The 20,971-nt window shown below is 72.9% G+C and carries 17 protein-coding genes and 1 tRNA gene; 11 read left to right on the top strand and 7 right to left on the bottom strand.

Annotated elements, in window-relative coordinates; all coding sequences use genetic code 11:
* Window positions 1-23: 23 nt before the first annotated feature.
* Together BM076_RS01270 and BM076_RS01265 are read left to right on the top strand one after the other, a co-directional pair.
* Window positions 24-764, top strand: a complete 741-nt coding sequence (locus BM076_RS01270; RefSeq protein WP_093711408.1) for an enoyl-CoA hydratase family protein — start codon at window positions 24-26, stop codon at window positions 762-764.
* Window positions 752-1,432, top strand: coding sequence for a TetR/AcrR family transcriptional regulator (locus BM076_RS01265; RefSeq protein ID WP_093711407.1), 681 nt, complete (start codon window positions 752-754; stop codon window positions 1,430-1,432). Before BM076_RS01270 ends, BM076_RS01265 begins: the two co-directional genes overlap by 13 nt.
* Here BM076_RS01265 and BM076_RS01260 read toward each other — a convergent pair.
* Window positions 1,358-1,951: a DUF1349 domain-containing protein gene (locus BM076_RS01260; protein ID WP_245795633.1), complete on the bottom strand. Its 594-nt coding sequence runs from the start codon at window positions 1,949-1,951 to the stop codon at window positions 1,358-1,360. The two genes, BM076_RS01265 and BM076_RS01260, sit on opposite strands and share 75 nt — an antisense overlap.
* The gene (locus BM076_RS01255) at window positions 1,929-2,864 is read right to left on the bottom strand and encodes a GNAT family N-acetyltransferase (protein ID WP_093711405.1); all 936 of its coding nucleotides are present in this window, start codon (window positions 2,862-2,864) and stop codon (window positions 1,929-1,931) included. Before BM076_RS01255 ends, BM076_RS01260 begins: the two co-directional genes overlap by 23 nt.
* Before the next feature lie 131 nt (window positions 2,865-2,995).
* On the opposite strand from BM076_RS01255, the gene BM076_RS01250 reads away from it, so the two are divergent.
* Window positions 2,996-3,271 (top strand): DUF6343 family protein, encoded by a 276-nt coding sequence (locus tag BM076_RS01250; protein ID WP_093711404.1) that lies wholly within the window; start codon window positions 2,996-2,998, stop codon window positions 3,269-3,271.
* Between the two features lie 71 nt (window positions 3,272-3,342).
* On the opposite strand, the gene BM076_RS01245 is transcribed toward BM076_RS01250, so the two are convergent.
* Window positions 3,343-3,416: transfer RNA gene (locus BM076_RS01245), tRNA-Met, on the bottom strand.
* 163 nt (window positions 3,417-3,579) lie between these two features.
* Between BM076_RS01245 and BM076_RS01240 the strand changes: the two genes are divergently transcribed.
* Window positions 3,580-4,098 carry a hypothetical protein gene (locus tag BM076_RS01240; RefSeq protein WP_093711403.1) on the top strand — a complete coding sequence of 173 codons (519 nt, stop codon included), beginning with the start codon at window positions 3,580-3,582 and terminating at the stop codon, window positions 4,096-4,098.
* Between the two features lie 46 nt (window positions 4,099-4,144).
* Here BM076_RS01240 and BM076_RS01235 read toward each other — a convergent pair whose 3' ends face one another.
* A complete protein-coding gene (locus tag BM076_RS01235; RefSeq protein WP_093711402.1) occupies window positions 4,145-5,077 on the bottom strand; it encodes a DUF4231 domain-containing protein in 933 nt (310 codons plus the stop codon).
* 545 nt (window positions 5,078-5,622) lie between these two features.
* Between BM076_RS01235 and BM076_RS01230 the strand changes: the two genes are divergently transcribed.
* From BM076_RS01230 to fxsT, 4 genes are all read left to right on the top strand, one after another.
* Window positions 5,623-7,932 carry an FxsB family cyclophane-forming radical SAM/SPASM peptide maturase gene (locus tag BM076_RS01230; RefSeq protein ID WP_265737069.1) on the top strand — a complete coding sequence of 770 codons (2,310 nt, stop codon included), beginning with the start codon at window positions 5,623-5,625 and terminating at the stop codon, window positions 7,930-7,932.
* A 10-nt stretch (window positions 7,933-7,942) separates the two neighbouring features.
* Window positions 7,943-8,854 (top strand): aminoglycoside N(3)-acetyltransferase, encoded by a 912-nt coding sequence (locus tag BM076_RS01225; RefSeq protein ID WP_093711717.1) that lies wholly within the window; start codon window positions 7,943-7,945, stop codon window positions 8,852-8,854.
* Window positions 8,855-8,929: 75 nt separating this feature from the next.
* A complete protein-coding gene (locus BM076_RS01220; protein ID WP_245795632.1) occupies window positions 8,930-10,204 on the top strand; it encodes a TIR-like protein FxsC in 1,275 nt (424 codons plus the stop codon).
* Window positions 10,201-14,193, top strand: coding sequence for an FxSxx-COOH system tetratricopeptide repeat protein (gene fxsT, locus BM076_RS01215; RefSeq protein WP_177246269.1), 3,993 nt, complete (start codon window positions 10,201-10,203; stop codon window positions 14,191-14,193). The genes BM076_RS01220 and fxsT overlap by 4 nt, the downstream gene beginning before the upstream one ends.
* 41 nt (window positions 14,194-14,234) lie before the next feature.
* Here the strand turns inward: fxsT and BM076_RS01210 are convergent, their stop codons facing one another.
* Window positions 14,235-15,116, bottom strand: coding sequence for an alpha/beta fold hydrolase (locus tag BM076_RS01210; RefSeq protein WP_093711400.1), 882 nt, complete (start codon window positions 15,114-15,116; stop codon window positions 14,235-14,237).
* 187 nt (window positions 15,117-15,303) lie between these two features.
* Here BM076_RS01210 and BM076_RS01205 point away from each other — a divergent pair, with 187 nt between their 5' ends.
* On the top strand, window positions 15,304-16,260 hold the full coding sequence (locus BM076_RS01205) for a pseudouridine-5'-phosphate glycosidase (protein ID WP_093711399.1): 957 nt from the start codon (window positions 15,304-15,306) through the stop codon (window positions 16,258-16,260).
* Entirely contained in the window at window positions 16,257-17,165 is a 909-nt protein-coding gene (locus tag BM076_RS01200; protein ID WP_093711398.1) for a carbohydrate kinase family protein, read from the top strand. Before BM076_RS01205 ends, BM076_RS01200 begins: the two co-directional genes overlap by 4 nt.
* An 83-nt stretch (window positions 17,166-17,248) precedes the next feature.
* On the opposite strand, the gene BM076_RS01195 is transcribed toward BM076_RS01200, so the two are convergent.
* Window positions 17,249-18,040 (bottom strand): aminotransferase class IV, encoded by a 792-nt coding sequence (locus tag BM076_RS01195; protein ID WP_093711397.1) that lies wholly within the window; start codon window positions 18,038-18,040, stop codon window positions 17,249-17,251.
* Between the two features lie 137 nt (window positions 18,041-18,177).
* Window positions 18,178-18,588 (bottom strand): RidA family protein, encoded by a 411-nt coding sequence (locus BM076_RS01190; RefSeq protein WP_093711396.1) that lies wholly within the window; start codon window positions 18,586-18,588, stop codon window positions 18,178-18,180.
* A gap of 164 nt (window positions 18,589-18,752) precedes the next feature.
* Between BM076_RS01190 and BM076_RS01185 the strand changes: the two genes are divergently transcribed.
* Complete coding sequence (locus BM076_RS01185) at window positions 18,753-20,960, top strand: DEAD/DEAH box helicase (RefSeq protein WP_093711395.1); 2,208 nt, start codon at window positions 18,753-18,755, stop codon at window positions 20,958-20,960.
* Window positions 20,961-20,971: the final 11 nt, after the last annotated feature.

The raw sequence follows: 20,971 nt of genomic DNA, 5'->3' as shown, positions 1-20,971 counted from the left end.
CCAAGACGTCCAAGGAGCCATCCGTGACGACCGCGCCCCTGGTGCGCCGCGCGCACGACCGCGGCATCGCCGTGCTCACGCTCGACTCGCCGCACAACCGCAACGCCCTGTCCGCCGCGCTGATCGCCGACCTGACCGATGCGCTCGACGCGGCCGAACGGGACGAGGCGGTGCGCGCGGTGCTGCTCACCCACACCGGTTCGACCTTCTGCGCCGGCGCCGACCTCAAGGCGGACGGCATCGGCAAGGGGCCGGGACTGCTGGTCGGGCTGATACGGCGGATCGCCACGCTGGCCAAGCCCGTGGTGGCGAAGGCGGACGGGCACGCCAGGGCGGGCGGGCTCGGGCTGCTCGCGGCCTGCGACATCGCCGTCGCCTCGGACGCGGCGACCTTCGCCTTCACCGAGTCCCGGCTCGGTCTCGCCCCTTCGGTGATCTCGCTGCCGGTGCTGGACCGGGTGGACCCGCGGGCCGCCGGGCGCTATTTCCTGACCGGCGAGCGCTTCGACACCGCGGAAGCCGTCCGCATCGGGCTGGTCACGGCGTGGGACGAGGCGCTCGACGGCATCCTGGCGGGGCTGCGGGCCGCGTCGCCGCAGGGGCTCGCGGAGAGCAAGGCGGTGGCGACGCGGTCGCTGCGCGAGGCCCTGGACAGCGGCGCCGAGGAGCTGGTGCGGCAGAGCGCCCGGCTGTTCACCTCGGCGGAGGCGGCGGAGGGCATGCGGGCCTTCGTGGAACGGCGGGACCCGTCATGGGCCTTGTGACCGACCGGGCACCCAAGCAGGACCGCAGCCGCGCCACCCGGCAGCGCATATTGGAAGCGGCGGTGTCCTGCCTGGCAGAACACGGCTGGTCGGGCAGCACGGTCGCGGTGGTGTGCGCCCGCGCCGGGGTGTCCAGGGGCGCCGCACAGCACCATTTCCGCACCCGCGAGGAGCTGTTCACGGCGGCGATCGCGCACATGGCCGAGCAGTGGCTCGGCACGGTCAGGGAGCGGGCCCGCGCGCTGCCGGACAGCGGCGGCGATCGTACGTACGCGGTGGTCGACATGCTGGTCACGGTGCACACCGGGCCGCTGTTCCGGGCGGCGCTGCACCTGTGGGTGGCCGCCGCGGACGAGGAGCAGCTGCGGCCCGGGGTGGGCGCCCTGGAGGCGCGGATCGGCCGGGAGGCGCACCGGCTCGCGGTGGAGTTCCTGGGCGCCGACGAGTCGGTGCCCGGGGTCAGGGAGACCGTGCAGGCGACCCTCGACATGGCCAGGGGCCTCGGCCTGGCCAATCTGCTCAGCGACGACTCGGCGCGCCGGGCCGGGATCGTACGGCAGTGGTCGCGGATCCTCGACACGGCGCTGCGCGGGTCAGTGCAGGGCGGTGTCGGCGGGTCCGGCCGCCAGCCGGGTGAAGCGGACCCGGAGCCCGGCGCGCTGGGGTGAACAGCAGAACAGGCCGGCGCGGGCCTCGGCGTCCGGATCGAGCGGGGCCAGCCGTACGGTGCGCCACGCTTCGTCGGCGCGGCGGGCGCGGACGGTCACCGCGTCGCCCGACCTGCTGACCCGTACGGTGACCTCATGCCCGGCCCAGTCGGGGACCGGGGCGAGCGACCAGTCCGAGGTGCCGTGCGTGACGACGGCGCCCAACTGGGGCTGCCCGTCGGACATTTCGACGCCCGCCTTGATCCAGGTGCCGGCGTCGACCCGCACCATGGCGCCGGCCTGGTCGTACAACTCGGTGAAGTCGGCGCGGAAGGTGACCTCGACGGCGGTGCCGGGCGGGAAGTCGGTGAGCAGCGCGTGCCCGTCGTCGCGGACGAAGCCGTAGCTGGTGGTGCGCCAGAAGTCGCTGCCCTCGCGCGTGGTGACCAGCAGCCCCGCCTCGTCGGCGACGGCCTCGGCGGGCGGATTCAGCCAGACCGCGTCGGCGAAGGGGATGTCACGGTCGGTCGGAGAGATCACGGAAATACCGCCATTCGTTGCCGCACGGTCGGTAGCCGAGCCACCGGTTGACCGCCAGCATGGCGGCATTGCCGTCGTCGTTGTTGGTGAACGCCTCGGTGTAGCCGGCGGCGCGGGCGCGGTGCAGGGAGTGGGCCTTGGCGGCCTTGGCCAGGCCGCGGCCCCGGAACGCGCGGCGGGTGCCAGTGCCGCCGGACCAGTAGCGTTCCCGGCCGTCGGTCTGGACGTTGACCAGGGCGGCGACCTCGCCGTCCACGACGGCGACGGTGGTCAGGTCATGGTCGAAGTCGGGCCGGTCCCAGGAGTGGGCGCGCCAGGCGGCGTAGTCGGGGGCGCCGCTGTCGACGTCGCCGGGCTCGTCCAGGATGCTGTCGAGATCCGTTTCGTACAGCGGGTGCGGGTCGGCGGCCCAGTCGGAGGCGGGCCGCAGCAGGACGCCGGGCGGCAGCGCGGGGACGTCGGGCAGCGGTGCGCCCGGGGCGATGTCGAGGCGGAGGAAGCTGCCGGACCGGCCCCGCCGGTAGCCGTGGCGGGCGGCGAAGGCGTGCGCGGCGGGTTCGTCGAGCGCCCAGGTGTAGACGGTCCGGCCGCCGATACCCGCGAGATAGGACTCGGCGGCGGCGAGCAGGGCGCTGCCCGCGCCCCTGCCGCGCGCCGCGGCCGGGACGACCGGATTGGCGAAGGCGAGACCCGGGGTGTCGCTGTCCGCGTAGAGCCCGGCGTTCGCGTAGCCCACGATTCGGCCGTCGTCGGTCTCGGCGACGAGCAGCCGGTACCGCTGGCCGGCGGGCGCCGTCGTCACCTGCGCGTGCACGGTCGCGGGTGTCGTCACCTGGTACGGGAGGGCCGCGCGGCCGATGTCGGCGACGGCTTCGGCGTCCTCGGGCACGTAATTCCTGATGATCACCTTCACGGTCAGGCACCCTACGCGGCGCGGCCGCGGGCCGCGTCCGAATATCCCCGGGCAGCGGGGAAACGGCGCCCGTGCGGGACTCCCGCCGGGCGGGCCCCGGGTGGATGCTGGAAGGGAGGGAGATGGCACGGATGCGCAGAACCGGATACGAACCCGTTCAGGCGCGCAGCCCGCTCCGGCTGAGGCTGGGGCTCGCCGTGTGCGGAGTGGTCTGGGCGACCGCGGGCGCCGTGGGCTTCGCCCTGGCGGCGCAGCCGGGCTGGGCCGGGGTGCTGGCCGCCGTCGCGCTGCTCGCCGCAGCCGACGCGCTGGTGGTGATCCGGCGGATGCGGCAGGGCCCGCACTACCAGCCGGGCCGCGGCATCCCGCCGTACCGGCCGGTGGAGACGCACGCGCGCAGACGGTGAGGCCGCGGTTTCGGGACGTCACGGCATACGCGACAGGGCCCGGCACTTGCGTGCCGGGCCCTGTCGTTCAGTAGCGGGGACAGGATTTGAACCTGCGACCTCTGGGTTATGAGCCCAGCGAGCTACCGAGCTGCTCCACCCCGCGTCGGTGAACACCACCTTACGGGCTGCCCGCGCCGATACCAAATCGAATATCCGCGGGGCCGCTTCACCGCCCGGACCGGGTCCCTCGCGCCACCCCGCTTCGAGGCTCGCGTAGACGCGCCACCACCCCCGGCACCCGGTGCCGCGCTGGCAGACTTGGCCCCATGTCCGACTCCGCCACGCCTGCCCGGCCGGGCCGCGCCACCAGGATCGGGGTCACCGGGCACCGGGTCATCCCGGCGGCGGCCTATCGGCATGTGCACGCCGGGCTGACCGCCGTGCTGCGGCCGCGGGGTTCCGCCGGTCCGGTCGAGGCGTTCAGCAGTCTCGCGACGGGCGCCGACCAGTTGTTCGCCGCGATCGCGCTGGACAGCGGGGCGGACCTGACGGTGGTCACGCCGGCCGCCGACTACGAGACGACCTTCGGTCCCGCGGAGCGCGACTGCTTCCGCCACCTGCTGGCCCGCGCCCGTCGGCACATCGCGCTGGACTACGAACGGGTCAGCGGCGAGGCGTACTTCGCGGCCGGCGCCTACATCGCCGACCGCTGCGATCTGATGGTCGCGGTCTGGGACGGTCTGCCGGCCCGCGGCCACGGCGGTACGGCCGAGATCGTCGACTACACCCGGGCGCTCGGCAAGCCCGTCTCGGTGATCTGGAAGACCGGCGTCGCGCGCGACTGACGCCCCCGGCCCGGCGCCCCCTCACGATCGTGACGGTGACGGTGCGTCAGGCCCGGTGCCTGGCCAGCCACGCGGTGTGCTCGGGGGAGATCGTGTCCTCGGCGGCGGCGACCTCCTCGCCCCACCGGTCCTCGGTGACCACCCGTTCCATGGCGACGGCCATGGCGGCGAGTTCCTGGGCGACGAGGGTGTGGGCGGCCACCAGCGGCTGATACTGCCGCAACTCGCTCCAGGCCACGCTCGCCGCGGCGGCCGAGGAGGCAAGCCCGACCAGGTCCATGGACATGCCCCAGTCGAAGGCCCGGGCCGCTGCCGCCGCCAGGGCGACGACCGTGCCGATCGCGGCCAGCGCCTGCCACACCGCCGCCGACCGCCGCGACTGCGCCGACCGCCGGTGGTACCAGTCGCGCTGCTGCATCACCCGGTCGCGTACGTAGATGTCCCGGCGGGCCGCGAAGGGCTTGGCACGCAGGGCCCGCATGGCCGGTGTGATGAGTTCGCGTTCGGCGGCCGGGGCGTCCAATTGCCGGGGGTCGCGCCAGCCGACGTCCCGTAATTTGTGCAGGCTCTCATTGAGCCGGACCTCGAACAGCCCGTCCGGGTCGGGCACACCGCGTTCGAACGGCGCCCCGCACACGGCATAGCGCCAGCACTGCGACCGCAGCAGTTCCGCGGCGCTGCGGTGCAATTGCCAGTTCACTTTGTGGTGGTGGCGGCTCATCTGCCACCCGAACCACAGCGCACCCACATAGGCGGCGGCGCTCACCAGTGCGAGCGGGTCCACCGGACCGGTACGCGGCCGCCACGGCAATGCGGAACACGCGGCCGCCGCTACCAGAAGAACGAGTTGCCGTCTGACCCATTCGACGGTGAAGCGCTGCCTGCTGACGGCCGCGCGGTCCGCGAAATGAAAGAGCCCGGGAAGATCCCTGTCACCGAACACGGCGCTGCGTCGCAGGCCACTGCCACTTTCCCCCATGCACTACCCCGTCCCGTATACCCGGCCGGGCCGGGTGGTTGCGGCGCGGTGGTTCCCCGAACGGTTCATCCAAAAGGTGCAACCCTGCCCCGATCACTTGTCGGACGGAATGGCGCACGAAGCGGTGCGAGTGTCCGACGGCGAGCCGGTTGAGGCGGCAGGTTAAGGACGAGGCTCATCAAGATGAATGCGAATTGAGGCGCACATGATACCGCTAGTCGTGTCGCGTGCGAAGAGCGCAGGCGGTAAGGTCTGGAAATACCAATCCCTGTGGCGCGGTCTGCCGTGATACTTACGCCCGCGTGAGTGATGTTCCCGGCGCGCGCCCCCGCCTAGGACGGCCGTGAACACAGCCATGCCCAACCGACACTCGGACGCATCCTCGGAGCGTCACGCCCCTTCGGCACGCCCCACCACCTCCGGCGACAAGGTCCTCGCCAGGAGCGTCCGGCGCGCCACCACCGCCCCGCACGGCCGGCGGGATGTCCCCACCACCTTCAACTCCTGCATCTAGCGGGGGGCGGCAGCGGCGAGCAGTCCGGGCAATGGCTGGGCCCGTGGTCCCTTTCCGTCAGCTTGTGCTCAAGGTGCACAGCCGATGCGATCTGGCCTGCAAGCATTGCTATGTCTACGAGCACGCCGACCAGAGCTGGAGTTCACGGCCGACGGTGATCTCGGACGAGACCATCACCTGGACGGCCAACCGGCTTGCCGAGCACGCCAAGACACACGCGTTGCCCTCCGTGCACGTGATCCTGCACGGAGGGGAGCCACTGCTGGCCGGAACGGCGCGCCTGCGCCGCGTCTGCGAGGAGCTGCGGGCCGCCCTCGCCGGCATCAGCGACCTCGACTTACGCATCCACACCAACGGCGTCCAGCTGAACCGGCGCCATCTCGACCTCTTCGACGAATTCGACGTCAAGGTGGGTATTTCCCTCGACGGCGACAAGGCGGCCAATGACCGCCACCGGCTCTACGCCAACGGCCGCAGCAGCCACCACAAAGTGCTGGCGGCGGTCGGGTTACTGAGGCAGCAGCCCTACCGGCATCTGTTCGCCGGTCTGCTCTGCACCATCGACGTCGCCAACGACCCGATCGCGGTCTACGACGCGCTGGCCGAACTGGCGCCGCCCCGGATCGACTTCCTGCTCCCCCACGCCACCTGGGACGAGCCCCCCGCACGGCCCGAGGGCGCCGCGACGGCGTACGCCGACTGGCTGCTGCGCATCTACGACCGGTGGGACGACCGGGGCCGGCCGATGCCCATCCGGCTCTTCGACTCGGTGATCAGCACCCTCGGCGGCGGCCCGAGCCTGACCGAATCCATGGGCCTCGGCCCCACCGATCTCGTGGTGATCGAGACCGACGGCACCCTGGAACAGGCAGATTCGCTGAAAACCGCGTACGACGGCGCTCCGGTCACCGGCTTCGACGTCTTCGCCGACAGCCTCGACGCGGCGGCCCGGCACCCGGGCGTGGTCGCGCGGCAGCAGGGGCTCTCCGGGCTGAGCGAGGAGTGCCGCGCCTGCCCCGTCGTCCGGTCCTGCGGCGGCGGCCTCTACGCCCACCGCTACCGTAGCGGGAGCGGCCCCGCCGAACAGGGCTTCGACCATCCCTCGGTCTACTGCGCCGACCTCAAGTCCCTGGTGCTGGGCATCGGTTCACGGGTCGGCGACCCGGCGCCGGGCACGTACGGTGCGCCCGGCGGCGAGTCCTTCCCCGGCATCGACGAGCTGGCCGACCCGGCGGGGGACGGCGCGGCGGTCGCCCGACTGGCGGCCGAACAACGGCAGTTGACGCGCCGCTGGCTGAGCCTCGTCGACGGCACGGTGGGCGCGGACGCCGACGGCCTGTGGGAGCAGAGCCGCCATGTCCTCGGCGAACTGGCGGCGGTGCCCGGCGGTCTCGATCCGCTGCTGGCGCACCCGTACACGCGGTCCTGGGCGGTCGAGTCCTACGACACGCTGAGTGCGCGCGGGCGCCTCGGGGTCGGTGCGGCCGAGCGGTTGGCGGCGCTCACCGCCTCCGCCGCGATCCACGCCGGGCTGCCGCTCACCCTGTCCGTCCCGGTCGGCGCGGACGGCGCCCTCGACCTGCCGACACTGGGCCGCGTCCAACTGCGGGCGGCCGGCGAACGGCTGGCGTGCCTGACCGGATACGGCACCGGCTTCGTGATCAGGCGCGGCTGCGAGGAACTGGTCGTCGAGCCGGGGCTGCCGCCGGGCCAACGCTGGTTCCCCGTACGGCACATGAAGGCTTCCACCGGCGGTCACACCGTCGATCTGGCCGTGGACGACGTCGACCCGCTCAGGGACCGCTTCCCCGAGCCCGCACTCGACTCCCTGACGCCCACTCAATTCGCCTCGGCACAAGCCATGTTCGCCGATGCCTGGGACCTGCTGGGCGCAGGCGTCCCGGCCCGGCTGCCCGCGCTCACGGCCGCCCTGACCACGCTCACCCCGCTCGCGCGCCCGGTGGCCGGTCTGGCCGACGGCCGACGCGGCATGGGCGCGGTCGGTGTGGCGTTCACCGACGCCGAGGGCGTGGCCCGGCAGTTGCTGACCGGCGCGCGGTACGCCGTGCTCGACGCCCTCCTCGAACAGTGCGAGTTGTACGACGAGGCCGACCCGAGGTCCTTCCCCGTTCCGTGGGGCGACGGGCAGCGACTGCCGGCGGGCGAGCTGCTGGCGCGGGCCTTCGCCCGTACCGCGACCTCGGTGCTCGCGGCCCGGCCCGGCGAGCACGCGGCGGCCACCGCCGGCGCCTGGCGGGCACTCCTCGCGTCGGGCACGCTCACACCCGACGGCACGCGTGTCGCCGAACGGGCCCTGGCCGCCGTCGGCGAGCACCGGTGAGGCGGGCGCGATGACGGCACGGGCCAGGTGGCTGCCGGGCGGCGCGCACACCCGCTCGACGCTCGCCGCGGACTTCGAGAGGCTGGGCGTGCGCGCGGGGTCGACCGTCCTGGTGCATGCCTCGCTGCGCGGGATCGGCGCGGTCCGCCCCTGGCGGGATCCGCACGCCGGCCGGGCCCGGCCGGACGATCCGGTCGCCGCCACCGTCCTGGCCGCGCTGCGTCATGTACTGGGCCCCCGGGGGACGTTGGTCGTCCCGACCTTCACCGAGGGCAACTCCAGCACCTCCCGCGCGTACCGCGAGCGGATCGCCGGAATGACCGACGAGCAGGTGGCCGGATATCGCGCGTCGATGCCGCCCTTCGATCCGGACAGCAGCCCGTCGCAGGGCATGGGCCGGTTCGCGGAAGCCGTCAGACGCGCCCCCGGCGCGTACCGCAGCGGTCATCCGCAGACCTCTTTCGCGGCGCTCGGCGCCCGCGCCGCGCGGCTCGCCGCCCACCACGACGGGAATTGCCATCTCGGGCCGGATTCACCGCTCGGCCCGCTCCACCGCGACCGGTCCCCCGGCACGCTGATCCTGCTGATCGGTGTCGGCTACGAGGTGTGCAGCGCCTTTCATCTGGCGGAATATCTGCGTCCGGACCCGCCCACCCGGGACTACAGCTGTGTGGTCAGGCGCGGCGGCCGGCCGCAATGGATCACGTACCGCGATGTGGAACTCGACGACAGCGACTTCGCCGATCTCGGCACCGCCTACGAGAAAGCCGATACCGACCGCCCCGAACGGTGGGTGAATTCCGGCACGGTGGGCGACACCGACGCCCGTGGCCTCACTCTTCATCACGCCGTGGATTTCGCCGCGCAATGGCTGGCCGGAAATCGACCTCGGCCCGCGGAGTCCTACGAATTACGTAACTGATTCCGCGCATTCTTGTTCCGGACACGGCCCTGTCGTTCCTACACTGTCCGCATCCGAAGGCCGTGGGGGACGCGCGTGCTCATATCAGGACAACGGCGGGCCGACGCGGCTCCGTACTTCTTTCTGAGCTATGCGCACACACCGCGCTCGGACTCCTCCGTTCCCGATCCCGATCTGTGGGTCGGCCAGCTCTACAAGGACCTGTGCGCCCATGTCCTGGCGCTGACCGATCTCGGCGCGGACGCCACCGTCGGTTTCATGGACCGCGACATCCGGTCGGGCGAGGGCTGGTCGGAGCGGCTGTCGGACTCGCTGGCGGGCTGCCGGGTGTTCGTGCCGCTCTTCTCGCCGCGCTACTTCGCCAGTTCGATGTGCGGCAAGGAGTGGTACGCCTTCTCGCAGCGGGCCATCCAGCAGCACGCCCGCAGCAACCGGGCGGCGGAGGCGATCGTGCCCGCGCTGTGGGTGCCGGTCGAGCCGCAGCGGCTGCCGATGGCCGCGGAACGGCTGCAGTTCAACCACACCGCGCTCGGCGCCGCCTACGCCACCGAGGGCCTGTACGGGCTGATCAAACTCAGCATGTTCCGCGGCGACTACGAGCTGGCCGTCTACGAACTGGCCAAGCGGATCGTCAAGGTGGCGGAGAACAGCGGTGTGGAGCCGGGCCAGCCGGTCGACTACCGGCGCATCCCCAGCGCCTTCGGCACACCCCGCGGCACCCGCAGTCTGCGGATCGCGGTGGCCGCGGGCACCCGCGACCGGCTCCCGGCGGGCCGCAGCGCCGACTTCTACGGGCAGCACGCCACCGACTGGAACCCCTTCCACCCCACGTCGGCCCGCCCGCTGCCCGCGGTCGCCGCCGATCTGGCGCGCAGCTTCGACTACGAGTCCACGCTGGTGTCGCTGGCGGAGGAACCCGATCCCGGCAACGGCCACACACCGGTCGTCGAGGGGCCGGAGATCATGCTGGTCGACCGGTGGACGATGGACGACCCGGCGTGGCGCCGGCGGCTCGGCAGGTTCGACGCCGCCCGCCGCCCGTGGACGGGTGTGGTCGTGCCGTGGAACCGGGACGACCCGGAGAGCCTGGACGCGGAGGACCGGCTCGCGTCGGGGCTGCTGGAGACGATGCCCAGGGGCACCGGCGAGGGCCCGCCGGTCTGCCGGTCGGCCGCGCACGGCGTGCACAGCATCGAGGCGCTCACCGACATCCTGCCCGAGCTGGTGGAGTGGTCCGCCGCGCAGTACGTCAAGCACGCGCCGGCGTATCCGCCGGACGGCCCGCGCACCGAACGCTTCCGGCTGCTCGCCGGGGACCCGGTGGACGACGACCAGGAGGACTCGCGATGACGACCGGCAGCCGTGACGGAACGATCGTCACCTTCTACTCGTACAAGGGCGGCACCGGCCGGACGATGGCGCTCGCGAACACCGCCTGGATCCTGGCCGCCGCGGGGAAGCGGGTGCTGACCGTCGACTGGGACCTGGAGGCGCCGGGCCTGCACCGCTTCTTCCATCCCTTCCTCGACCCGTCGACGCTGGAGGCGACCACCGGCGTCATCGAACTCATCAAGGACTTCGCGGAGGAGGCGGTCAACCCCGGCCCGCGGTCCGCCGACTGGCTGCGCGCGTCCGCCGCGATCAGGAAGCACGCGGTCTCGCTGGCCTGGGAATTCCCCGACGGCGGCACGCTGGACTTCGTCTCGGCCGGGCGGCAGGACCGCACCTACTCGGCGGCCGTGAGCAATTTCGACTGGGACAACTTCTTCGACCGGTTGCAGGGCGGGCAGTTCTTCGAGGCGCTGCGCGCCGACATGAAGCGGTACTACGACTACATCCTGATCGACAGCCGTACCGGCATCAGCGACATCGCCGACATCTGCACGGTGGTCCTGCCCGATGTGCTGGTGGACTGCTTCACGCTCAGCGGCCAGAGCATCGACGGTGCCGCCAAGGTCGCGCAGGACATCAGCCGCCGCTACCACCAGCGCGACATCCGCATCCTGCCGGTGCCCATGCGGATCGACGAGGGCGAGAAGGAGAAGGCGGACGCCGGGCGGTGGCTGGCCAGGGCCAGGTTCGAGGGGCTGCCCGGCGGGCTGACCGAGGAGGAGACGACCCGGTACTGGGGATCGGTCGAGATCCCGTACCGCTCGTACTACAACTACGAGGAGACGCTGGCGACCTTCGGCGACGCGACCGGGCTGACCAGTTCGCTGCTGTCGGCCTTCGAACGGCTGACGGCGGTGATCAGCGGCAATGACGTCACCGCGCTGCCGCCGATGCCCGAGGACGTCCGGCTGTTCCACCGCGGCCAGTTCACCCGGCCCTACCGTCCGCCGGTCTCCGCCGACATCCGGCTCAGCCATGTGCCCGAGGACCTGGTGTGGGCGGAGTGGGTCGAGGCGCTGCTCAGGCGGGCCGGATTCCGGGTGCTGCCACAGGAGACCGCCGCGGGTGACCCGGCGGCCGACGGCGGCATGACACCCACCGACGCCGCCGCGTCCGGCGCCGGCGCCACCCGTACGGTGGTGCTGCTGTCCGCCAACGCCCTCGGTTCCGCCGACGCGCGCGCGGTGTGGGAGGCGGCCGTCGCCGCCGACCCCAACAATGCGCGGCACGGTCTGGTACCGGTCAAGGTCGGAGACGTGCGGCTGCATCCGCCGCTGTCCGACCGGGCCCCGGTGGACCTGGTGGGGCCCGACGAGGACAGCGCCGCCAAGGCGCTGTTACGGGTCCTCGGCTGGACCCCCCGGCCGGGCGAGGACGACCTGCGCGACGACGGTACGCCGCAGCCCCGCTTCCCCGGCAGGCTGCCGCAGGTGGTGAGCGTGCCGCCGCGCAATCTCACCTTCACCGGCCGCAGCACCGTGCTCACCCTCATCCGTGAGGGCCTGGGCAGCGGTATGACCATCGTGCTGCCGCGCCCGCAGACGCTGTTCGGGCTCGGCGGTGTCGGCAAGACCCAGATCGCGCTGGAGTACGTGCACCGGTTCATGGGCGCCTACGACCTGATCTGGTGGATCTCCTCGGAGCAGACGGAGCTGGTGACGACCTCGCTGGCGGAGCTGGCGCGGCGGCTGCGGCTGCCGGTCGGCGACGACATGTCGGCGGCGGCCCAGGAGGCGCTGGCCTACCTCCGCAATGTCGAGGTGCCAGGACGCTGGCTGCTGGTCTTCGACAACGCCGACGACCCCGAGAGCATCCGCGGTTTCCTGCCCGGCGGCCGCGGCCACGTCCTGCTCACCTCCCGCAACCAGAACTGGTCGCAGCTCGGCAATTCCCTCGAGGTCGACGTCTTCAAGCGCGAGGAGAGCGTCGAGCACCTCCTGCGGCGCGCGCCGCACATCGGCCGGGAGGGCGCCGACCAGGTCGCGGCGGCCGTCGGCGACCTGCCGCTCGCGGTGGAACAGGCCGGGGCGTGGCTGGCGGAGACCCCGACGACCGTCGAGGACTACCTGAAGGAGCTGAAGGACCAGGCCACCCGGGTGCTGTCGCTCAGCCGCCCGCCGGGCTACCCGGAGCCGGTCGCCGCCACCTGGAACATCTCCATCACCCGGCTCAAGAGCCGCTCCCCCGCCGCCGTCCGGCTGCTGGAGCTGTGCGCGTTCTTCGCGCCGGAGCCGATCTCCGGCAATCTGCTCTACAGCGACCAGATGCTGGACGCCCTGGTGCCGTACGACGAGAGCCTCCAGGACCGGCTCAATCTCGGGCAGCTCATCCAGGAGCTGAGCCGTTTCGCGCTGGCCAAGGTCGACCAGGCGACCCGCAGCATCCAGGTGCACCGACTGGTGCAGACCGTGATGCGGGCCCAACTCTCGGAGGACGAACGGGAGGTGACGATGCATGAGGTGCACAAGATCCTGGTGGGCGCCCGGCCCATCCAGGGCGACACCGACGACCCGGACAACTGGAACCGCTTCGGTGAGATCTGGCCGCATCTGGACGCCTCCGAGGCCAGCACCTGCGACGAGCCGGACACCCGTCAGCTGCTCATCGACCGGGTGCGGTATCTGTGGAAGCGCGGCGACCTGGACGCGGCGTGGTCACTGGGCGCGCAGCTCGACCGGCAGTGGCGCGAACGGGACATGTCCGCCGAGTCGCCGATGCGGCGCCGCTACTTCGAGCGGCAGAACCACTACCTCGACTTCCACCTCGCCAACATCCTCCGCTCGCAGGGGAAGTACGTGGAGGCGTGCGAGAAGGACGAGCTGATCCTGCGCTGGCAGCAGGCCAATCTCGACCGGCCGGGCAAGCCCGACACGCACACCCTGATGACCACCACGGGCCTGGCCACCGACCTCAGCACGCTCGGCAGGTTCGACGAGGCGCTGGAGATGGCCCGGCAGGCGTACAAAGGCTTCAAGGACCTGCTGGGCGAGGACCATCCGCGTACGCTCGCCGCCGCCAACAACCTCGGGGTGTGCCTGCGCATGGTCGGGGACTGCTACGAGGCCCGCGACATCGACCAGGACACCTTGCGGCGCCGCCGGCTGGTGCTCGGCGTCAACCACCCGTACACGCTGTTCTCCACCGGCAATCTCGCCCGCGACCTGCGCGAGGCCGGGGACTACAAGGATTCCGCCGAGCTGCTGAGCAGCTGCTACGAGGCGTACAAGGACGTGCTGGGCAAGGACTTCCCCGACACGCTGCGGACGGCCAAGAGCCTGGCGGTGTCGCTGCGCAAGGCCGGCAAACTGGAGGACGCGCTGCGGCTGACCACCAACACCCGCAAGCGGTACGAGGAGAAGTACTCCGACCTGATCACACCGGACTTCCTGGCCTGCACCCTGAATCTGGCCGCCGACCTGTACGCGACCAACGACCGTGACAAGGCGCTGGAGATGGCCGAGGAGGTCATCGAGAAGTACCGGATAGCGCCCGGTGTGCGGCACCCGATGACGCTCGCGGCCGAGAACAATCTGGGCATCTGCCTGCGCGGGGCGGGGAATCTCGACCGGGCGCGCGAGGTGCTTGAGCAGAATCTGGTCACCCTCGGCGAAGTGCTGGGCGCGAACCACCCGTACACGCTGTCCTGCATGGTGAACTTCGCCAATGTGCTGGCCGAGCTGGGGCATCCGGAGCGCGCGGAGGAGCTGGAGCGCACGGCGATGGCCGGCTTCCGGCTGAAGCTGCGCGCGGACCATCCGGAGACGGTGATCTGCCGGGCCAATCTCGCACTGACCTTGCGGGAGTTGGGCCGCGGCGAGGAATCGGACCGCGAACACCGGGCGGCGCGCGAGGAGTTGGCGCGGCTGATCGGCACCGATCACCCGTACACGCAGTCGGTGGACGAGCTCAAGCGCGTCTACCGGGACCTCGAACCGCCGGTGGTGTGACGGCGGGCGCCCGCGTACGGTCCCGGCGCCTTCGGCCGGTCTCAGGCGGCCCAGGGCCGGTCGGTGAGCAGCCAGGTGAGGATGTCGGGCAGCACGCGCAGCGCGGTGAAGTGCGCCGCGTCCGGCTCCAGGACCGCGGTGACGCCGGGGATGCGGTTCGCCAGCCAGCGGGAGTGGCTGACCGGTGAGAAGACGTCCTCCTCGCCGTGCCAGAGCAGCACCGGCACCGAGATGTCCGCCGGGTCGAAGCCCCACGGATTGCAGAAGGCGACCGCGTCGTCGATCCAGCCGTCCGCCGATGTCCGCAGCGCCTCCCGGTAGTTGCGCACCAGCATGGCCCGCACCCCGGCGTCGGAGACGACCCGACGGTCCGGCCCGGTCAGCTCCCACTTCAGCTGGGTGAGCAGCCGTACGGGGTCGGCGCGGATCTCCTGCGAGCGCGGTTCCAGGCTGGCGGCCAGCCGCTCGGGGCCGCCGGCCGCGGTGGTGTACTCGGCGATGTTCGACGGTGACATGCCGGCGAACCAGTCGAGCCCCTCGGCCTCCTGCGGTGCGAGGCTGACCAGCGCGGCGGCCCGGGTCACCCGGTCGGGCAGCATCGCCGCGCAGGCCAGCGCGTGCGGTCCGCCGCCGGAGCGCCCCACGACGGCGAAGCGGTCCACGCCCAGCGCGTCGGCGATCGCCGCCACGTCGACGGCGACATCGGCGACCGTACGGTGCGCCAGCCGGTCGGAACTGCCGTACCCGGGGCGGTCGTAGGCGATCAGCCGGACGCCCTGCTGATAGAGCATCACCCCGCGCGGCGCCGGACCCAGTCTGCTGCCGGGTGTCCCGTGCAGCAGGAACACCGCCTTGCCGTGCGGATCGCCGCTGGTCTCCACCGTCAACTGCCGGCCGTCCGCCGCAGACACGATCTCCCGCACCGGCTACCTCCCCTGCGGCCCGTCCGGCGGATCGAACGGCCCCTCCAAAGGTCGCACAGATCCGTCGCCGCCGACATCCCGATGCGGTGGGCCCGGCCGGGCGGCGGGCCCACCGGTCGGGGGCCGGCCGGGCGCCCGGTCGGGCGGTGGAGGTTTGGCGGGGGCGGGATTGCGCCAGGTAGGGATCATGAGCACATCCGGATCAGTACCGAACGAAGTACCGGGTCCCCCGTCGGCCGTCGTGCTGTCCGACGAGGTGCGCGAGGCCGTCGGGCGCGGCGCGCCGGTCGTCGCCCTGGAGTCGACGATCATCGCGCACGGCCTGCCCCGGCCGCGCAATCTGGCGGTGGCGGGGGAGCTGGAGGAGATCGTCAGGGCGCAGGGAGCGGTGCCGGCGACGGTGGCCGTGCTCGACGGGGTGCCGCGGGTGGGTCTGACGAAGGAGCACGTCGAGCGGGTCGCCGAGGACTCCTCGCTGCGCAAGCTCGGCTTCCGCGATCTGGCGCCCGCGCTCGCGACCGGCGCCAGTGGGGCGACGACGGTGTCGGGCACCGCGTTCCTCGCCGCACGCGCCGGCATCCGGGTGTTCGGGACCGGCGGGCTCGGCGGGGTGCACCGCGACTGGGTGACCGTGCAGGACGAGTCCGCCGACCTCGGGCTGCTGGCCAGGACCCGGATCACCGTGGTGTGCGCGGGCGTGAAATCGATCCTCGACGTGCCCGCCACCTTGCAGCGCCTGGAGACGCTGGGCATCGGGGTGCTCGGCTTCGGCACCGCCCGCTTCCCCGGCTTCTATCTCAGCGACTCGGGCGAACCGGTGGACTGGACGGTGGAGTCGCCGCAGCAGGTCGCCGAGGTGATGGCCGCCCAGGACGCGCTCGGCGGGCACGAGTCGGCGCTGATCGTGGCCAATCCGGTGCCGCGCGACCAGCAGCTCGACCCGGCACTGCACGACCGGGTGCTGGCGGACGCGCTGGCGGCGGCGGACGCCGGGGGCGTCACCGGCCAGGCGATCACGCCCTTCCTGCTCGGCTACCTCACCGAGCACACCGGGGGCGCGTCGCTGGAGGCGAATCTGGCGGCGGTACGCGGCAATGTCGAGCTGGCGGCCGGGATCGCGGTGCACTGGTCGCGGCGCGGATGACGGCCGGGTCGCCGCGCGGGCGCGGGCTGCTGGTGGTCGGCGACGTCGTGACCGATGTGGTGGCGCGGCACACCGAGCCGCTGGCCGCCGACACCGACACGGCCGCCCGGATCGCGGTCCGGCCCGGCGGCGCGGGCGCCAATGTGGCCTGTTGGGCGGCGAGCCGCGGCGCCCGGGTGCGGCTGCTGGCCCGCGCGGGCGCCGACTCCGCCGACTGGCACCGCGACGCGCTGGTACGCGCCGGGGTGGAACCGGCGCTGCGGGTCGACGGCGGGGCGCCCACGGCGGTGGTGATCGCGCTGGTCGACGCGGCGGCGGAACGCACCCTGGTCACCGACAGCGGCGCCGCCTTCCGGCTCGGTCCGGAGGACTGGGACGAGACGCTGCTGGACGACGCGGCCCACGTCCACCTGTCCGGATATCTCTACTTCTCGTCGCCCGGGCGGGAGTTGGCGGCTCTGGTCGGCAGGGCGGCGCGCGCCCGCGCGCTGCCGGTCAGCGTCGATCCGGCCTCCGCCGGTTTTCTGCGCGGCAGCGGCGTGGACCGCTTTCTGGCCGATGCCGCAGGTACGGATCTGCTGCTGCCGAACGAGGCGGAGGCGGCGCTGCTGTCCGGGACGGCCGATCCGGCGCGCGCCGCCGCGGAGTTGAGCGCCGCGCTCGGCGGCACCGTCGTGGTCACACTCGGTGCGGGCGGCGCGCTGGCGGCCGAGCGGGGCGAGGTGACGGTGCGGGTGCCGGGGGTGCCGGCCGCCGCTTTGGACACCACGGGCGCCGGGGACGCCTTCACCGGCGGGCTGCTGGCCGCCCGGCTGTCCGGCGCGGATCTCGCCGGCGCGGTGGCCGCGGGCTGCCGGACGGGCGCGGAAGCGGTGACCGTGGTCGGCGGGCGGCCGGAGGCATAGGCGCGGGTCGCCCTGCGCGGGACCGGGGATCGGTGACGGCGGCCCGCGCCCGCCACGCTCCGGCTACCCCGGCCGACGACCCGTCAGATCGTGTCCCACGGCGCGGAATCGTACAACTCGCCCACCTGCGTAAGGAGTTTGGCGGTGGTCGGCAGGGGGACGCCGTCGATCTCCGAGACGATCGCGGTGCCGCGGGAGTTGGCGATGAAGGCGCCGTCGCAGGAGGGGATGTCGGCAAGGCGCAGGGGGCGGCTGTCCTGGCGGACACCGGCCTGTTCCAGGGCGACTTCGAGCACCTGGAGGGTGATGCCGCGCAGATAGGGGACGGCGCTGGGCCAGACGACGGTCTCGCCGTCGATGAAGCCGATGTTGGTGACGGAGCCCTCGGCGATCTCGCCGCCCGGGCCGACGAGCAGCGCCTCGTCGTAGCCCGCGGTCGCCACGCGGCGGCCGAAGTAGCCCTGGCCGAAGCCGCCGACGTGCTTGAGGTGGGCGGCCGGGCGCTGGTAGGGCACCGACTTGAGCCGCTTGAGGCCGGGTTCGACGCCGGCCGGCGGGCGGACCGCGACCAGGACGGCGACGGGTTCGCCGGGCGCGTCGCCCGGCTGGAAGACATTGATCCTTACGGCGGCGTCCTCGCGGCCCGCGCCGGCCAGCGCGTGCCGTACGTACTCCAGGACGCGTTCGCCGTCGAGGCCGGTGCCGAACAGCTCCCGGGTGGCGCCGTCGAGTCGTTCGAGGTGGAAGGCGAGGCCGCGGACCCGGCCGCCGCGGACCTGCATCGCGGTGAAGTGGCCGTAGCCCGCGAGTGTCGGCGCGATGGCCTCCACGGTCGGGGCGCGGCCGTCGATCTCGATGAAGGGTGCGTGCGTCATGCCGTCCAGCGTAGGCACGGGCGCGCCGTGATCGCATCGACGCGGGCGGCCTGTGGTGGCACCGACGCGGGCGGCCCGTCCCCGGCCGCGGGGCGCGGTCGGTCTGGAGGGCCGCCGTCAGTCCCGGAGGGCCGCGATCAGTCCTGGAGGGCCGCCGTCAGGTCCAACTCGACGAGCTGGCCGGTGAATCCGAGCCGGGCCACCCCGAGCAGGGTGCTCGCGGTGCTGAAGGCGCGGCCCAGCGGCGAGGCGTTGAGGGTGTCCCACACCTCCGAGAGCACCTCGCGCTCGTCGCTGACCACGTAGATCACCGAGCGGACCACATCCTCGGGGCCCGCGCCGACCGCGCGGAGTGCCGTCAGCGCGTTCGCCGCCACCTGCCGGGCCTGCGCGGCGGGGTCGTCGGGGCCGACGAGCCCGCCCGCCGCGTCCAGCGGGCACTGCCCCGCCAGATACGCGGTGCGCCCGGCCTCGACGACGGTGATGTGGTGATAGCCGGGGGTTTCGTGCAGCGCCAGCGGATTGACGCGCGTCACGCGATTCCTCATGGGGCGAGTCTGCCGGTGCGGACGGCTTGCGCAAGCGGTTTTCCGCGCCGCTGTCAGTGGCGGGTGGAATCATGTGCCGCGACGGGCGGACCGGCGGTCGTGCGGCGCGGCGTCATCGGCGGGTACGGAAGCGGTGGGTACGGGAGCGGCGGGAACGGGGAGCGATGGACAGGGACGGGGGTGTCGGGCTCGCGGAGCCCTGGGCGCGGCCGGCACCGGTCGGGCGGCAGGCGCGCGCGGTGTTCGACCGCGCCGCGAAGCTCGTTGCCATGGCCGAAGCCGTCACCGCCGACCACGCCCGGGCGCGTGCCGAGGTGCGGACGGCGCTGGCGCCGCTGCGGCAGGCGCGGGTCCGCCGGGAGCTGGAGACCATCCCGGTCACCCGGCTCAAGGACGTCACCGAGGGCAGGCTGCGGCTCGGCGCGATGGAGCTGGCCGGTTACGACTCGGTCGCCAAGGTGCTCGCCGCCCGCTCCTACGACCTGCGGCAGGTGCCCGGCATCGGCGCGCAGAGCGCCGACCAGGCCATCGCGGCGGCCCGGCAGATCGCCGCCGCGGTCGAGGAGCACGTCGCCGTACGGATCGGTGCCGAGGACCGGGCGGACCCGGCCGCGACCGCCCTGGTGGTGGCGCTGAACCGGCTGGTGAACGCGGGTCCCGAGGTGCCGCGCGCGGCCGACACGGCGGCCCGGGTGGCGGCCGAGCTGACCCCGCTGCTCGCCGAGGCGCACCCCGCGGGGGCGCGGCTGCGGCTGCTGGTGGCCGGCCGGCGCGGCCGGCAGCGCGCCCAGGACGCGGTACGGCGGATCGAGGACCTGCTCGCGGAGCACACCGCGGACGGCACACCGCTGCTGCTCACCCAGGCGAGCACCGACCTGCTGCGGCCCGCCGCCCGCGCCGACGAGGCATGGCTGGACTTCGAGGTCCGGGCGGCGGAGTACGGCGTGCTGCTCGCCGAGATCGCCGAACTGGCCCCGGACATCGACGCGTCCGAGGGTTTCCTGCCCACCTCGGTGTCCGAGCGGGTGCGGGCGCAGCAGCTCGACGACACCCACCGGCGGGTGTCGCTGCGCGGCTACCAGGCGTTCGGCGCGCGCTTCGCGCTGGCCCAGAAGCGGGTGGTCATCGGCGACGAGATGGGGCTCGGCAAGACGATCCAGGCCATTGCCGCGCTGGCCCATCTGCGGGCGGAGGGCTCCTCGCACTTCCTCGTGGTCTGCCCGGCGAGCGTGCTGGTCAACTGGTCGCGGGAGATCGAGTCCCGCAGCGCGCTCGACGCCTACCGGCTGCACGGGAACCACCGCGGGGCCGCCCTGCGGGAGTGGACGCGGGACGGCGGTGTCGGCGTCACCACCTTCGACGCGCTCGTGTCGCTGGACGTGCCGGACGACGTACCGCTGGGGATGCTCGTCGTGGACGAGGCGCACTACGTGAAGAATCCGGATACCCGCAGGTCGCAGGCGGTCGCCCGGTGGACCGCGCGCACCGACCGGGTGCTGTTCCTGACCGGCACCCCGATGGAGAACCACGTCGAGGAATTCCGCAATCTCGTGCAGCACCTCCAGCCGGGCCTGGTGCCGCACATACGGCAGAGCGACGCGGTCGCGGGCTCGCAGGCGTTCCGCCGCGCCGTCGCCCCCGCCTATCTGCGGCGCAATCAGCAGGATGTGCTCACCGAGCTGCCGGAGCTGGCGCAGAGCGACGAGTGGGAGGAGTTCAGCCGCGCCGATCTGGCGGCCTACCGTTCCGCGGTGGCCGCGGGGAACTTCATGGCGATGCGGCGCGCCGCCTACGCCGTCCCCGCCCGGTCGGCGAAGCTCCAGCGGCTGCGCGAGCTGGTCGCGGAGGCCGCGGAGAACGACCTGAAGGTGGTGGTGTTCTCCTTCTTCCGCGATGTGCTGTCCTCGGTGCGGCTGGTGCTCGGTCCTTCCGTGCACGGTCCGCTCACCGGGGCGGTGCCGGCCACCGAGCGCCAGCGGATCGTGGACGCCTTCGCCGCCGCGCCCGGGCACGCGGTGCTGCTCAGCCAGATCCAGGCGGGCGGCACCGGTCTGAACATGCAGGCCGCCTCCGTGGTGATCCTCTGCGAGCCGCAGGTGAAGCCGACGCTGGAGGCGCAGGCCATCGGGCGGGCGCACCGGATGGGCCAGATCCGGCACGTGCGGGTGCACCGGCTGCTGATCGCCGACAGTGTCGATCAGCGGATGCTGGACATCCTCGGCACCAAGCAGGTGCTCTTCGACGCCTACGCGCGGCGCAGCGACCTCGCGGAGTCCACACCGGACGCGGTCGACATCTCCGAGCAGTCGCTGGCCCGGCAGATCGTGGCGGAGGAGCAGACGCGGCTGTCGCTGACGAAGGGCGAGGGCTGAGCTTTCCGCGT

The sequence above is a fragment of the Actinacidiphila alni genome (assembly GCF_900112845.1).
Classification (GTDB): Bacteria; Actinomycetota; Actinomycetes; order Streptomycetales; family Streptomycetaceae; genus Actinacidiphila; species Actinacidiphila alni.
This window is presented reverse-complemented; position numbering and strand designations above follow the sequence as displayed.